This is a genomic window from Acinetobacter sp. YH12233, from assembly GCF_013417725.1.
GTDB lineage: Bacteria > Pseudomonadota > Gammaproteobacteria > Pseudomonadales > Moraxellaceae > Acinetobacter.
In genome coordinates this window covers 24,760-38,673 of the sequence record NZ_VPDK01000020.1, presented here as the reverse complement: position 1 = coordinate 38,673, position 13,914 = coordinate 24,760, and the positions used below count along the sequence as shown (strand labels likewise).

Genomic DNA, 13,914 nt, shown 5'->3' with positions numbered 1-13,914 from the left:
TTCTAAAATTTGAAAGAGCCATATCGGCTCTTTTTCGTTTACAGGGAATTTACCTAATATATTTAATTGGTTAAATTGCCCTTGCCTGAATATTTTTATGGCAATGCCTATTTTAGACATACAGATTAAGCTTGATTAAAATAATAAAGAGAAAACATCGTGATTTCCCCTTCTGAATGGCAAAATATCCGTCAAGTTGTTGCAGATGCGCAGCGTGCAGCAATGCATTGTTCGATCGCAACCGTCAATCCCCAAGGCTTTCCTAGTATTACTCCGATCGGAACTGTCTTTCTGGATCAGCAGTCTAGTACAGGTTTGTTTTTTGATACCTACTCCACCACCTTCTCTGAAAATTTACAGCATCAGCCACTTGCCTGCATTCAGGCTGTGAATAGCAGCAAACTGTTCTGGTTAAGTTCCATGTTCAAGGGAAAATTTAAGCATTATCCCGGTGTACGTTTATATGCAGAGATTGGCTCTTTACGTCCTGCAACAGCGGAAGAGATTGAGAAAGTTGAATCTCGTATCTCTACATTAAAATGGAGTAAAGGTAGCAAACTGATCTGGTCCAGCTTTCATCATGTTCGGGATATTAAAGTTAAGGATTATCGCTGGGTCGAATATCCCAATATGCAGGTAGAAAATATTTAAATACTTTCTAAAAGTAAGCTTATTTCATAAATATACTTAATATTTATATTTTTTCATAACTCAAATTAGACCGACATGCTCGAACATCATCCGGTAACTATCTGCTTTCTTATCCAGAGCCAAAGGATAAGCCCGGGATGAAGATGGCATCCGGTATAGATACAGGTCACGGCCAAGAAAATGTGCCTGTGTTGGCTCACCTATACCGGGTTTCAACGTACCTTCAGGCATAGAGAGCATCAAAGTATCTGTGGCCTTGTCGCCTGTAGTCATGATGTGGTTGCAGTCCGGCATTTTCCCTAATAGATTTTGCAAATTCGTTGGCACTACAATTTCCAGAAATTTATCGGAAGCATTTCCCTTCAGGCGTCGGATCTGATAAGCACTGTCAAAAATCGCAATCCCCGTTTCAGTTAGAAACTCACGGATTAGATGTTCCTGAAATTTTTTATTAGGTAAGTCCAAAAAGTAATCTTTATTTTTAAAGAAAATTAATCCAAATATCCGCCACATATCATTTTGGTAATTCGGATAATAAAAATTCATTTTCCAGCGCGTTGCGGGTGGCGGAAAACTGCCCAACATCAATAATTTGGCATTGGGCGGTAAAAATGGCGGTAATGGATGGGTTTCAATATCCGACATAAACTGTTCCAGATTCAGGTATTTCAGTTATTTTAGAATGCCTGACGGATCTTGCTAGCGACTTCTTGTCCCCAAAGTGTATAAACTTCCTTACTTGGATGAAAACCATCTTTGGCCATTTGTAAATTCATGGCCCGATATTTTTCAATATCGTATTCAATCCATTGCATGTTGATCTGCTTGTTCACAAATTTTTCCAGTTGTTGGTTCATGTGTTTGGCATATTGACCAAATAACCAGGCCAAAGGATTCGGTAAAGCTGGGAACATGTTCATTGGAGGGACACCGGCTGCAATGACCAGTTTTGGATTAAACTTTTGCTGGATTTTGCCATAAAACTGTTCCTGCTTCTTGATCCAGACATCGGCAGGCATGAGCTTAGTCACATCATTCACGCCGACTGAAGTCACGACCACATCATAGGATTTAGCTTCAATCTGGTCTAAAGTACGAATGACCTTTGAGGTGGTATCGCCCGTTTTTGCCTGTAACTTCCATTCAATTTCAAAGTCATTTTTTAGCTCATTCAGAATCGCGCCAAGTAAGGCATCATTCTGATGATCTACCCCGACCCCTGCTGCTGCTGAATCACCCACAATCAGTAATGAAAGTTTTTTGCCTGTTCCTGTTTGACCTTCTCGTGCACCCTCTGGTTCTGGAAGTTTTATCGTATTTTTTTTGACACGGTTACCCTGAATTACGAGCGTGGGAATTAAGGCGATAGTGGCAGCTTTGAGCAACATAATGGACTAATTTATATAAAGATATGATTAATTTTACTGCAATTTATGGATTACGAGTAATACCTCAGCAGTCATTTTTAATGAATATTCACGTAACTTTAACTAGCAAAATAAAAAAATCCCGGCGTTTAACGGGATTTTTTTAATGTGGCTGATATATCAAACTTTATGATCATTCCAGCGGTTCATGCGCTTGAACGTCCCAATATCATTAAAGCGTACACCCACTTCTTTCATGACTTTATGCGCCGTTTTAGAGGTCAACTGACGTATATAAAAGGGTTCTTTGACCACAAAATGATGGATCGCATGAGTTGAACCGAAATTACAGCAAAATAACTGGAATGGCACCATCCACCATGGATTCAGTACCTGAGTCTGCTTGATGACATCGCGTGGATCAATATCACCATAATAATGCATATTGGAGCTAACGAATTGCAGGCTAAAAGAACGGATAAAATTCGGAATGATCCAAATTACTGCCAAGAAATTCACGAGCGGCATAGCTTCGATGATACTTTCCGACCAAAGCATTTCATAACCAAAGATTGGTGCAACGGCATTACCTACATGAAAGACTACAAATAAATAGCACAGACCATAATAAATCAAGCTTAATGGCAAGAAGCCTAATAGCTGAGAAATCATGGCAACTTTACGTTCTTTTTCAGGCTGTTTTTCCATAAAAAGATGAATCATTTTAAACATCTGAAAAGGACGCAAATACACTGACATCAACTGGTCACTGATCACTAGAATGCGGCGAACCCCCCATGGCATACCATTACTGATGCCACGTTCTTCAAGATCATATTCAGTGCCTGAATATTTATGATGATGCAAATGCATGCGTCGGCGAGCCCATGGGCTAATTGTATTTGGACGAGCCAGCCACACTAAAGCCAACATTAAATGATGTGCCCAAGGTGTTTTTTTGAAATACATATAATGAATCAGGTCATGTTCTAATTCATGTGTCAGTGAAGCAAAAATTGCAATTAGGGGAATGGTGAACCACGCAGAAAGATAACCATATCCATATGCCAATGCGCATGCGATCATCCCCGTCCAGGCAAAACCTAAAATACTCGCACCAATGAAATTCTGATGTTTAAGTATAGGATAACGGGTACGTATTTCTTCCCCGGCCTGTGTAACGATATTTCTGACCTTAGAGATTCGCTGTTGGTCAGTCATATCCGAAGATGTAGACATATGGACAACCTTTGATTTCTGAACAGTTGTACATTAAAGGAATTTATAAAAAAGAGAAGTTATCTTTCCACTTTCGCAGCGAGTATGTCCAAGTTTTGGGCAGTTTTAGTAATTTTTTTAAGATCAAGAATAAAGCAGAAAAATAAGGAGTATTTTCTATAAAACTTGTCGTCTAAAAATTCTCTTCTTAAAAATTTAATTATTTCTATTTTGATAGAATATTTATTTTTATATAGAAATAAAATTTATTCATCATCAAAGTCTTAGCTATTTAGAGAAGTTCAACTAACCTTATTCATCATATCTTTTACCTTTAAAGCCATTAATAAACTTATCTCATCTAATTTTTTTAATTCTAGAAAGTAAAAAAGCCCCTAATGGAGCTTTTTTTAATTGAAGTTTTAACCTAATTTATTGACTAATTTTAGCGGTAATATTTTCATTGCTAAACCAAGTGGCAACCAAGGCCATTTCGGTACATAGGCTTTGACTGGCGCTTTCTCAATTTCTTCTGCCAATAAACGTGAACCCGTTTTCTCATCCACTTCAAATGGTAATTTTTTCGCGCCTTCATTAATTTCAGTACGAATATAGCCTGGGAAAATGGTCGTGACTTTAATTGGTGTATCAATTAGCTCAGCACGAATGCCTTCAGCCAGATGTGCAACCCCAGCCTTACTTGCGCCATAAGCAGTCAAGTGTTTTGGCATACCACGCATTGCGCTCATCGATGAAATCATCACCAGATGACCGGAGTTTTGTGCGCGGAAAATTTCCACTGCAGCTTCACATTGTGCCAATGCAGAAATAAAGTTGGTTTCAACAGTAGCTTTATTGATCGCAAAATTACCTTTACCAATCCGGCGGCCTTCACCTACACCAGCATTGACAATAATCCGGTCAATGGTGCCAAAGTCTTCTTTAAAGGCACGGAAAACTTCAAAAACCTGATCATAATTGGTCACATCCAGTGTTTTGGCAATGACTTTAATATCATATTGGCTCTCGAGTTCCTGCTTCAAAGTTTCCAGACGTTCCAGACGACGTGCACAAATCGCCAGGTTATACCCTTTTTTTGCAAATTCACGTGCCATACCGGCACCAATCCCTGAACTTGCACCAGTAATTAAAATCGTTTTAGCCATATTTTTACCCTATCCCTTTATTTTATAAGGTGTTTTATCTTCAATAATTTTTAAATCCAGGTTAGCAGGTCTGGACGCTGTGCTTTAATAAAATGATGTTCATTCAAACTGAGTAGCTGGGGTTCATTTCCGACCAGACGCAATGTAGTAATGCTGGTATTGGTAATTGCCCAGTTTAAAGCGAAAGTTTTCTCCGGACTCAGACCCAGGATTTTGCCTACCGCCACAGAGATGACGCCACCCGAGGTATACACGATTGCATAGCGCGGTTTAGTTTGCGCAAGCTGATCACATAAGTTCTGCAAACCGGTTTCTACGCGGCTTTTAAAATTTGGCCAGGATTCATCATATTCATGGTGATAATCATCACAGGTCCAGCGAGCAATCGCTCCACTAAAGATCTTGCTCAGATAATCCCGTGGATTGGCATGTTCTGAGACATCCTGCTTCAGCAGTTCAGGCTGATTAAAACGCGGTTCATAACGGGCAAAGACCTGCTGATGATTAAACTCATTCCAGGCACTATCGGTCAAAATCTCGCTTTCAGGAAAACATTCATCTAAAGATAACTGTGCCGTCTGTTGATGACGTTGCATAGAACCAGCCACTACATACGGTGCTTCTTTCAGAATTTCATCAAAATAACGACCGAGCAATTTTGCCTGTAGTTCCCCATTTGGCGAAAGCTGATCATAACTGGCTGCCCCGAAAGATGCCTGTCCATGCCGGATCAAGTAAATGGTGGTCATTTTGGCATTAACTCTTTAAATTTCAGGATATATTTTTGTGCAATGTCATTGGCTTCAAGCTTTTGTAGACCAATCAGTTTTAAGGCACGAATATGCAAGGCATGAATGACTACCCAAAAATCCTTAAAGGCTGGATTGTTGGTTTGTTTGTGGTAATAACGATAATAGATCTGCTGAGCAATTACCGAGAGACGGAAAATCCCAAACACTTCATAGAATGTCCAGTTTTCCGGTTGCAGACCGGTTTTCTCCAGATAGTAATCCACCACTTCTTTACGGGTAAACATACCTTTTAAATTGGTGGGCTGACGACGTGTTGCTTTAAAAATGGCATTGTCCGTATCTTCTACCCAATAAGCCAAGGCAGAACCCAAGTCCATCAGCGGATCACCCAGGGTGGCCATTTCCCAGTCCAGCACCCCAATAACTTCAGTTGGATTTTCTGGATCCAAAATGACATTATCAAAACGCCAGTCATTGTGAATGACACAGGTTTTGGAATCAGATGGAATATTATCTTTCAGCCAGTTACGCACGTATTTAAAAGATGGAACATTTAATGTTTTGGCTTTTTCGTAACGTGCATCCCAGCCTTCGACCTGACGACGGCAATAGCCTTCACCTTTGCCTAACTTTTCCAGTTCTGTACCAGTGTAAGGAACTTGGTGTAGTTCGATCAGCTTATCAATCACATTAATACATAGAGTATGGATATCTGGTTCAGTCAGTTGTAATTCAGGCGGCAGCTTGGCACGCGGAATAATACCTTCAATGCGTTTCATCACATAAAAATCACAGCCAATGACTGATTCATCCTGACAAAGTGCCACCATTTCAGGTACGACTGGATAGTGTTCAGCCAAAGCTTTTTGTACATGATATTCACGTGCCATGTCATGCGCAGATTTAGCTTTAGTCCCTTGAGGCGGACGACGTAGAATCAAATCGGCATTGGCATATTGCAAACGATAAGTCCAGTTTGAAGCTCCACCGGAATATTGAGTAAGCTCTAAAGGACCTTCTACATTTACTCCTTGTTGATTTAACCAATCTGTGATGGCCTGTACATCCAGTTCCTCACCTTCACGAACTGATCCACCTACATCAATGACCGCCATAATTTTTCCTTAAAATCTTCTAATACGTTTCAATGTTCTGTATATAAAGCCAGCTTATTTTTTACGACGTGTGCTATAACCGCGTTTTGCCAGTTCCAGTTTGGCAATCATGCCTTTATGCACTTCATCCGGGCCATCAGCCAGACGTAAGGCACGGGCTTGGGCAAAGAATCCGGTCAGCGGTGTGTCACGAGAAACACCCGCACCGCCGTGGATCTGAATTGCCATATCCACGACTTTTTCCAGCACACTTGGCGCGACCACTTTAATTGCAGAAATTTCAGTCAGTGCTGCCATATTCCCTAAAGTATCCATTTTATAGGCAGCATACAAGGTTAATAATCGAGCCTGATCAATGGCAACGCGAGCTTCTGCGACACGTTCCAGGTTACCACCCAGTTTTAAAATCTCTTTACCAAATGCGGTACGGCTCATACCTCGGTCAATCATCAACTCTAATGATTTTTCAGCAGCACCGATGCAACGCATACAATGGTGAATACGGCCTGGCCCTAAACGACCTTGGGCAATTTCAAAGCCTTGACCTGCACCGCCAATAAAATTCGAAACTGGAACACGAACATTATCAAAGCTGACTTCGCCGTGGCCATGTGGTGCATCATAGTCACCAAAGACTGGAAGCATCCGTTCGATTTTTACGCCTGCAGTATCGACTGGAACTAAAACCATGGAATGCTGATGATGACGGTCTTTGGATTCATCCGGTGTATGTGCCATAAAGATGATGATTTTGGCATTTGGATCACCCAAACCTGAAGACCACCATTTACGACCATTCAAAACAATTTCATCACCTTCAACTACCGCCGTCGCCTGCATATTGGTAGCATCACTAGAAGCCACTGCAGGTTCAGTCATACAGAACACTGAACGGATTTTCCCTTCCAGAAGTGGCATTAACCATTGCTGTTTTTGTTCTTCAGAACCATAGCGCCACAGTACTTCCATATTGCCGCTATCTGGTGCATTACAGTTAAAGACAGTAGGTGCAATTAGGCTTCGTCCAGAAAGTTCAGCGATATGCGCATATTCCTGAACGGATAATCCCTGACCTAATTCTGGACAAGGCAAAAACATATTCCAGAGACCTGCCGCTTTGGCTTTATCTTTCAATGTTTCAAGTTCTGCCGGCCATTGCCATTTGGTCCAGTCACCGCCTTGATTCAGTTCATGCACCTGATGCCAGAAATCAGCCTCGACAGGTTCAATTTCATCAGTAATAAACTTTTTTGTTCTATTTAAATAATCCTGTGCACGTGCTGACAGCTCAAACATTGCTTTATCCCTCTGAATATTCTAATTCATACGCTTTACAACACCTTAACCCAAAACTTATTATGAATAAAATGATTTAATTCCATATAGTAGTATGCATAGTATTCATTCAAAAACCGTGATGGATCTACGAAATTTTCATCGTATTGATATTAATCTTTATCCACTTTTTATTGCCATTTACGAACAAAACAGTATTTCTAAAGCTGCGCAAATTCTATCGATAAGCCAGTCAGCGGCCAGTCATGCTTTACAACGTTTAAGACAGCATTTACAAGATGATTTATTTGTGCGAACTGGTAGCAAGATGCAACCTACGCCGTTTGCGGATCAGATCTATCCTGAAATTAAAAATGCACTTTTTACGATTCAGAATATTTCGATGCAGCATCAGCAATTCAGACCGGAATCGATTCATAGCTTAAAAATTGCTGTACATGACGAAATTGAACCCATGATCTTTCCTAAACTGGTTCAACATTTCCAAAAAATTAACCTGGATCTTCAACTGAGTAGCATGAAACTCGACCGTAAAAATATTGCTGCAGATCTCGCCTCTCAACAGGTCGATTTTGTTATTGATCTGGAGCAAAGTATTAGTGAAAAAATTCAGTTTGAACGACTGGTACAGGATGAATTCGTGGTCTGTACACAACGAACAGAAATGAATGAACAGATTTATCTGGCCTCACCTCATATTGGCGTTTCCTCACGCCGTACGGGAGTTTTAGTTGAAGATATATATTTAAGTCGAAAACATTATTCCCGACAGATTTTTTTACGTTGTCAGCACTATTCCACAGCCCTGCAAATTCTGGAACAGCAAAAGACTGCCATGCTGACAATTCCTAAAAATGTTTTGACTCATCTACAGTTAGCAAACTGTCTGAATATTTTTGACGTTCCTGTACAACTTCCGAAAATTAATATGGGGATGTATTGGCATAGAGATTTGCAGGAGAATAAAAGACATCAATTTTTGAGAAATGAAATTTATAAAATTTTTGCTTAGGCTATTTATGAGATAATTTAAACTTGCTTAGGCTATTTTTATTATCAGGTTTTAGGATTGAGATTGGCCTAATTTGATAGTGCTTAGGCTATTTTATCGGTACAAAACTAAACACTGATTGATGGCTTTTTAAGCCCTATGCGGAGTGGCTTTGATCTAAAATGGCTCAACTTTTAGCTGTGTTTATGCGGCTGTTTTTGCTGATTTGGATCTTGCCCTTGTTACATCTCTCCACCACCTGGCAAATTGTGCTGGGCTTCGCACTTCTGTGTTTTTCTTATTATTTGCTGCATAAAATTACGGTGTATTTAAAGGACCTATTTCGCCCCTTTAAGAAAGGTAAGAAATATTGGTGCCGGGTAAGTGCGGTCAGTGATGGTGACACCCTCACCTGCTACCGTTTTAATATCCGTCGCTCTGAGACCAAATTACGTTTTGCCTATGTCGATGCACCTGAATCTTCACAGGCCTATGGTAAGGAATCACTACGCCTAGTTCAAAGTATGGTTAAAAATAAAATGATTCGGGTACAAATTACGGATATTGACCGTTATGGTCGCTGTGTCGGTGTGGTCTATCATTATCGCAAGAATATCAATGAAGAGATTGTGAAACGTGGTGCGGCATGGGTTTATGAGGAATATATCCGGGATAAAAACCATTTACGCTATATGATGGAACTACAGAATAAAGCTAAAAAGCAGAAAAAAGGGTTATGGAAAAACAGCCGCCCTGTCCGTCCAAGTGTTTATCGTAAACAGATCAAAGCCTCATCTTGATATTTTAAAAATCAAAAATTTAGCCTATAAAAAGGGATTTGTACTAACAAATCCCTTTTCTTTGTTCATTTAATATACCTAATAGGCCAAATGCACCAGAAAGCGGAATGCCCCTGCAATAAGTGCTAGTGTCAAAAAACCTGCAAGCCATAAGCCGACAAACCATACTATCTGTTTGCGTGTCATAACTGCTCCTTAATGATAACCATCATCTCCAACACGTACCTTGTGTCGGAATACCCAATAGGACATACAGGTATAAATCACGATAATCGGAATCAGAATCAAGGCACCAATCAAGGCAAATAACTGACTATTTTCATGTGCCGCTGCCTGCCAGATCGTGACTGATGGCGGAATAATATATGGCCACAGACTAATCAGAAAACCGGTATATGCCAGGAATACCAGCACCAGCATATAGGAAAATGGACCTAGTTCACTGCGTCTTTTACAGGCGCGTAAGGCCAGCCAGGTAAACAATATGACCAAGATCGGTACGGGCATAAAGTAGGTAAATTGTGGCTGGCTGAACCAACGCTCCGCAATTTGCGGATGGGTCAACGGCGTATAAACACTAACAGCGCCTAAAATAATCAGTAAGGCTATAATCAGCTTCGGCATCAGTTTAAACATACGATCCTGTAAATCATCACCGGTTTTATAAATGAGCCATCCACAGCCTAATGCTGCATATAGCACCACGACACTGACTCCGGTAAAGATACTGAAGGGGCTAAGCCAGTCCAGACCACCGCCCACATAGACACCATTTCGTGTTTCAATTCCCTGAATATATGCACCCAGGATCATCCCTTGCAAGAAACTGGTAACGATCGATCCCCCAATAAAGGCTTTATCCCACCAGTGTTTGCTTTTATTCGCCTTAAAACGGAACTCAAAAGCGACACCACGAAAAATCAAGGCGATCACCATCAGGATAATGGGCATATATAGCGCTGAGAGTACCGTCGAATAAGCCAATGGAAAGGCAGCAAATAATCCGGCGCCCCCTAGAACCATCCAGGTTTCATTACCATCCCAGACCGGAGCGACCGTATTCATCATGACATCGCGTTCATCCTGATGCGGGAAGAATGGAAATAGGATGCCAATGCCCAGATCGAAACCATCGAGAATGGTATAGACCAGTACACCTAGGCCAATAATCGCAATCCAAATTAATGATAAATCAATCATTTTTTATCCTCCTGATCCGGATGTTCAGGAACCTCTTCAATACGTTCGCGAATACTGCTCAATGGTCGACGGGAAGCCTGAACCACATCGCTATCCGATTCATGGTGTGGTCTGGAATGAATAAATTCTGGACCTCTATGCATAAGGCGCAACATGTAGAAAATTCCCACGCCAAAAACGACGCAGTACACCACCACAAAGATAATCAGAGTCAAACCGACCTGTTCAGCGGACACTGGTGATAATGCATCTTTGGTCCGCATAATGCCGTAGACAACCCAAGGCTGACGGCCGACTTCTGTGGTAAACCATCCTGCCAGCATGGCAAGAAATCCGGATGGACCCATGATGAGTGCAAAACGATGCAGTCCACGTGACTCATAAAAACGTCCTCGGGTGCGTGACCATAGCCCCCATAATGCAAGCAAGAGCATCAACATACCCATCCCGACCATAATCCGGAAACTCCAGAACACGACCAGTGAATTGGGTCGATCTTCAGGCGCAAAATCTTTAAGCCCCGTGACTTTTCCATCCATAGAATGCGTCAGAATCAGGCTACCCAATTTAGGAATGCCAATAGCATATTTGGTTTCTTCCGCTTGCATGTCTGGAATCCCAAACAGGTATAAAGGCATTCCTTCATCATGATTGGTTTCCCAATGGCCTTCCATCGCGGCCAGTTTGGCTGGCTGATGTTCAAGCGTATTCAGACCATGCATATCCCCCACAAAAATCTGTAAAGGTGCAAGTGCCAGAATCAGCCACATGGCCATGGAAAATGAAGTTTTGACTAAAGGATCGCGACGGCCCTTGATCAGATGCCATGCCGCTGTTGAGGCTACAAGTAAGGCGGAGACCAGAAAGGCGGCCATTGCCATATGAGCCAAACGATAAGGAAAAGACGGGTTAAATACGATCGCTACCCAGTCTTGCGGGACGATCAGGCCATTTTCAATCGCAAAACCTTGAGGGGTCTGCATCCAGCTATTGGAAGATAAAATCCAGAACATGGAAATACAGGTGCCGACTGCGACCATTAAAGTGGAGAAAAAGTGTGCTCGTGGGCCAACCCGATCCCAGCCAAAGAGCATGATGCCCAGGAATCCGGCTTCTAAAAAGAACGCAGTTAAAACTTCATAAGCCAGCAAGGGCCCCGTCACACTTCCAGCGACCCGGGAAAACTCACTCCAGTTGGTTCCGAACTGATAGCTCATTACCACACCGGATACGACGCCCATACCAAATGCGACGGCGAAAATTTTGACCCAAAACTTGAACAGATCCTGAAAAATCGGATTTTTAGTCTTTAACCAGCGCCATTCCAGAATAGCCAAAAAACTTGCTAATCCGATTGAAATTGCAGGAAAGATAATATGAAAAGATACAGTAAAGGCGAACTGTATTCGTGCTAACTCTAATGCAGTTAAACCCAGAGTCATAAACTTCACCTATGCAGTGTTATTTGGCATATCTGCCCTTCAGTTATTAAGTGATGGATTTTTCTAGTGCTTAGGTAGCTTAGGCTGAATCATTCTTAAAAGTATGTAGTCTTTTGTTGATTGTTTTTTAATCAGGTTAAAGACTTGTAATAACTTAGTCAAAAAGACGTTAACCATGCAAAAATTTTCAAAATTTCCCTCTTGTCTAATTGAATAAAGAGGCGTAAATTAGGCACAATTTAGTTAGCCAGGTTAACTATATGTTTCAATCCTCTTCCAGATTTCGTTCACTGTTGCTGCGTTGCGCACGACTCATGAGTGATGAAATCAATACGATTTTATTATCCTCCCAACTTAATTATTCCTTATGGCAAGTGCTCTATACCATTCAATCCCAACAGCAATGCACGCTGGTTGATATTTCAAGCTATTTAAATGTTTCAAAACCAAGCATAACCAAACGTATCCAGCATTTAAGTGAACTCGACTTAATCTGCCAGATCGAAACCGAAGATAAACGTCAGAAATTATTTAAACTCAGCAAGCAAGGGGTTAAAACCTTTAACCTGTGTTCCAAACAGATTGATGCTTTTGAAGATCACTTACTGCAACAGATTGATGCAGATGATCTGCAAAGCAGTAAAAACACTTTGGTACAGCTGATTCAGCAATTACATCCTTCATCTCAGGAAACACCACAATGAGCCAAGATCAAGCCCGCTTATGGACCTCTAATTTCGTCCTGGTCAGTCTGGTTAATTTCCAGCTCGTTCTGGTGTTTTACCTGCTGGTGATTGTGATTGTCGGTTTCTCGGTCGCTGAACTGGGAGCATCGACTGCACAAGCCGGTCTGGTATCCGGTCTGTTTATTGTCGGAACACTAATTGGACGCTTATTTATTGGGAAATTGCTGAATCGTCTAGGACTAAAAAATACCCTGGTGATTGGCCTGACTGGCTTTTTGCTATTTTCCGGACTTTATATGATTCCGGCCAAACTAGAAGTGTTATTGGGTATTCGTCTGATACACGGCTTTATGATGGGTATGGCATCTACCGTACTCGGCACAGTAATTGCGCAAACCATTCCAGCAACACGACGTGGTGAAGGTATTGGTTATTTCAGTATGAGCAGTACGCTTGGTACAGCGATTGGTCCTTTTGTCGGGATCTGGCTGATGACGAATTTTAATTATCAGGTGATTTTTATCTTTACTACTATTGTTGCGCTCAGCTGCCTGATTTGCGGTCTGTTTATCCAGCCGCCGCGCCTTAAAGCGAGTGGTACATCGACTTCCTCTGTTCCACAATCTGCCAGTAAGCTCGCTCAGTATGTAGAGCCGAATGCCTTGCCGATTGCTATCATTGTCCTGCTGGTGGCTACCTGTTATTCAGGCGTATTGTCCTTTATCCACTTCTATGCCAAAGACATCAATCTGGTCGAAGCAGCCTCTTTCTTCTTCCTGATGTATGCTTTTGCCATTCTGCTGTCGCGTCCATTTACTGGCCCATTAATGGATCGTAAAGGTGAAAACATCATTATCTATCCTGCAATCGTGATTATGGCAGTAGGTATTCTAATGCTGAGTCAGGCACAAAACTCTGTGATGTTACTGGCGAGTGCCGCGTTATTAGGTTTTGGTTTTGGAAATATCCAGTCCGTGTGTCAAACTATTGCCGTGAAAAGTACCACCTTGCAACGGATGGGTCTGGCGACCTCGACTTTCTTTATTGCACTAGATGCCGGTCTTGGTTTCGGACCTTATTTCCTCGGTATGCTGCTGGATCAGGTGGGTTATCGTCAGCTTTATTTGTTTTCCGCAGTGCTTACCTTTAGTTGTCTGATCTGGTATTACCTGCTGCATGGCCGCAAGGTTAAATCGACCTCAGTCAAAGCATAAACCAGCTGATTCAAAA

General features: G+C 41.6%; 14 protein-coding genes. 5 read left to right on the top strand and 9 right to left on the bottom strand.

Features of this window, described 5'->3' with window-relative positions; translation table 11 throughout:
- The first annotated feature begins 159 nt into the window (after window positions 1-159).
- Entirely contained in the window at window positions 160-651 is a 492-nt protein-coding gene (locus FTV12_RS10330; RefSeq protein WP_180033989.1) for a pyridoxamine 5'-phosphate oxidase family protein, read from the top strand.
- A 60-nt stretch (window positions 652-711) separates the two neighbouring features.
- Here the strand turns inward: FTV12_RS10330 and FTV12_RS10325 are convergent, their stop codons facing one another.
- The 7 genes from FTV12_RS10325 to FTV12_RS10295 all read right to left on the bottom strand — a co-directional run bounded on the left by FTV12_RS10325 (window position 712) and on the right by FTV12_RS10295 (window position 7,565).
- Window positions 712-1,296 carry a uracil-DNA glycosylase family protein gene (locus FTV12_RS10325; RefSeq protein ID WP_180011016.1) on the bottom strand — a complete coding sequence of 195 codons (585 nt, stop codon included), beginning with the start codon at window positions 1,294-1,296 and terminating at the stop codon, window positions 712-714.
- A gap of 32 nt (window positions 1,297-1,328) precedes the next feature.
- Complete coding sequence (locus tag FTV12_RS10320) at window positions 1,329-2,039, bottom strand: SGNH/GDSL hydrolase family protein (RefSeq protein WP_179993226.1); 711 nt, start codon at window positions 2,037-2,039, stop codon at window positions 1,329-1,331.
- 159 nt (window positions 2,040-2,198) lie between these two features.
- Window positions 2,199-3,257: a fatty acid desaturase gene (locus FTV12_RS10315; protein ID WP_179993227.1), complete on the bottom strand. Its 1,059-nt coding sequence runs from the start codon at window positions 3,255-3,257 to the stop codon at window positions 2,199-2,201.
- Window positions 3,258-3,658: 401 nt separating this feature from the next.
- Complete coding sequence (locus FTV12_RS10310; RefSeq protein ID WP_179993228.1) at window positions 3,659-4,402, bottom strand: SDR family oxidoreductase; 744 nt, start codon at window positions 4,400-4,402, stop codon at window positions 3,659-3,661.
- Window positions 4,403-4,452: 50 nt separating this feature from the next.
- A complete protein-coding gene (locus FTV12_RS10305) occupies window positions 4,453-5,151 on the bottom strand; it encodes a histidine phosphatase family protein (protein WP_034702771.1) in 699 nt (232 codons plus the stop codon).
- Window positions 5,148-6,269: a phosphotransferase family protein gene (locus tag FTV12_RS10300; protein ID WP_180033988.1), complete on the bottom strand. Its 1,122-nt coding sequence runs from the start codon at window positions 6,267-6,269 to the stop codon at window positions 5,148-5,150. Before FTV12_RS10300 ends, FTV12_RS10305 begins: the two co-directional genes overlap by 4 nt.
- Before the next feature lie 54 nt (window positions 6,270-6,323).
- Window positions 6,324-7,565, bottom strand: coding sequence for an acyl-CoA dehydrogenase family protein (locus FTV12_RS10295; RefSeq protein WP_159122898.1), 1,242 nt, complete (start codon window positions 7,563-7,565; stop codon window positions 6,324-6,326).
- A gap of 94 nt (window positions 7,566-7,659) precedes the next feature.
- Between FTV12_RS10295 and FTV12_RS10290 the strand changes: the two genes are divergently transcribed.
- Together FTV12_RS10290 and FTV12_RS10285 are read left to right on the top strand one after the other, a co-directional pair.
- A complete protein-coding gene (locus tag FTV12_RS10290; protein WP_180011020.1) occupies window positions 7,660-8,577 on the top strand; it encodes a LysR family transcriptional regulator in 918 nt (305 codons plus the stop codon).
- Between the two features lie 161 nt (window positions 8,578-8,738).
- A complete protein-coding gene (locus FTV12_RS10285; protein ID WP_180011023.1) occupies window positions 8,739-9,356 on the top strand; it encodes a thermonuclease family protein in 618 nt (205 codons plus the stop codon).
- 195 nt (window positions 9,357-9,551) lie between these two features.
- Here the strand turns inward: FTV12_RS10285 and cydB are convergent, their stop codons facing one another.
- Both cydB and FTV12_RS10275 read right to left on the bottom strand, forming a co-directional pair.
- Window positions 9,552-10,556, bottom strand: coding sequence for a cytochrome d ubiquinol oxidase subunit II (cydB, locus tag FTV12_RS10280; RefSeq protein ID WP_034702762.1), 1,005 nt, complete (start codon window positions 10,554-10,556; stop codon window positions 9,552-9,554).
- Window positions 10,553-11,998, bottom strand: a complete 1,446-nt coding sequence (locus FTV12_RS10275) for a cytochrome ubiquinol oxidase subunit I (RefSeq protein WP_005235865.1) — start codon at window positions 11,996-11,998, stop codon at window positions 10,553-10,555. The genes cydB and FTV12_RS10275 overlap by 4 nt, the downstream gene beginning before the upstream one ends.
- Window positions 11,999-12,258: 260 nt before the next feature.
- Here FTV12_RS10275 and FTV12_RS10270 point away from each other — a divergent pair, with 260 nt between their 5' ends.
- Complete coding sequence (locus FTV12_RS10270; RefSeq protein WP_179993230.1) at window positions 12,259-12,702, top strand: MarR family winged helix-turn-helix transcriptional regulator; 444 nt, start codon at window positions 12,259-12,261, stop codon at window positions 12,700-12,702.
- Window positions 12,699-13,898 carry an MFS transporter gene (locus FTV12_RS10265; RefSeq protein WP_159122894.1) on the top strand — a complete coding sequence of 400 codons (1,200 nt, stop codon included), beginning with the start codon at window positions 12,699-12,701 and terminating at the stop codon, window positions 13,896-13,898. The genes FTV12_RS10270 and FTV12_RS10265 overlap by 4 nt, the downstream gene beginning before the upstream one ends.
- The last annotated feature ends 16 nt before the right edge of the window (window positions 13,899-13,914 follow it).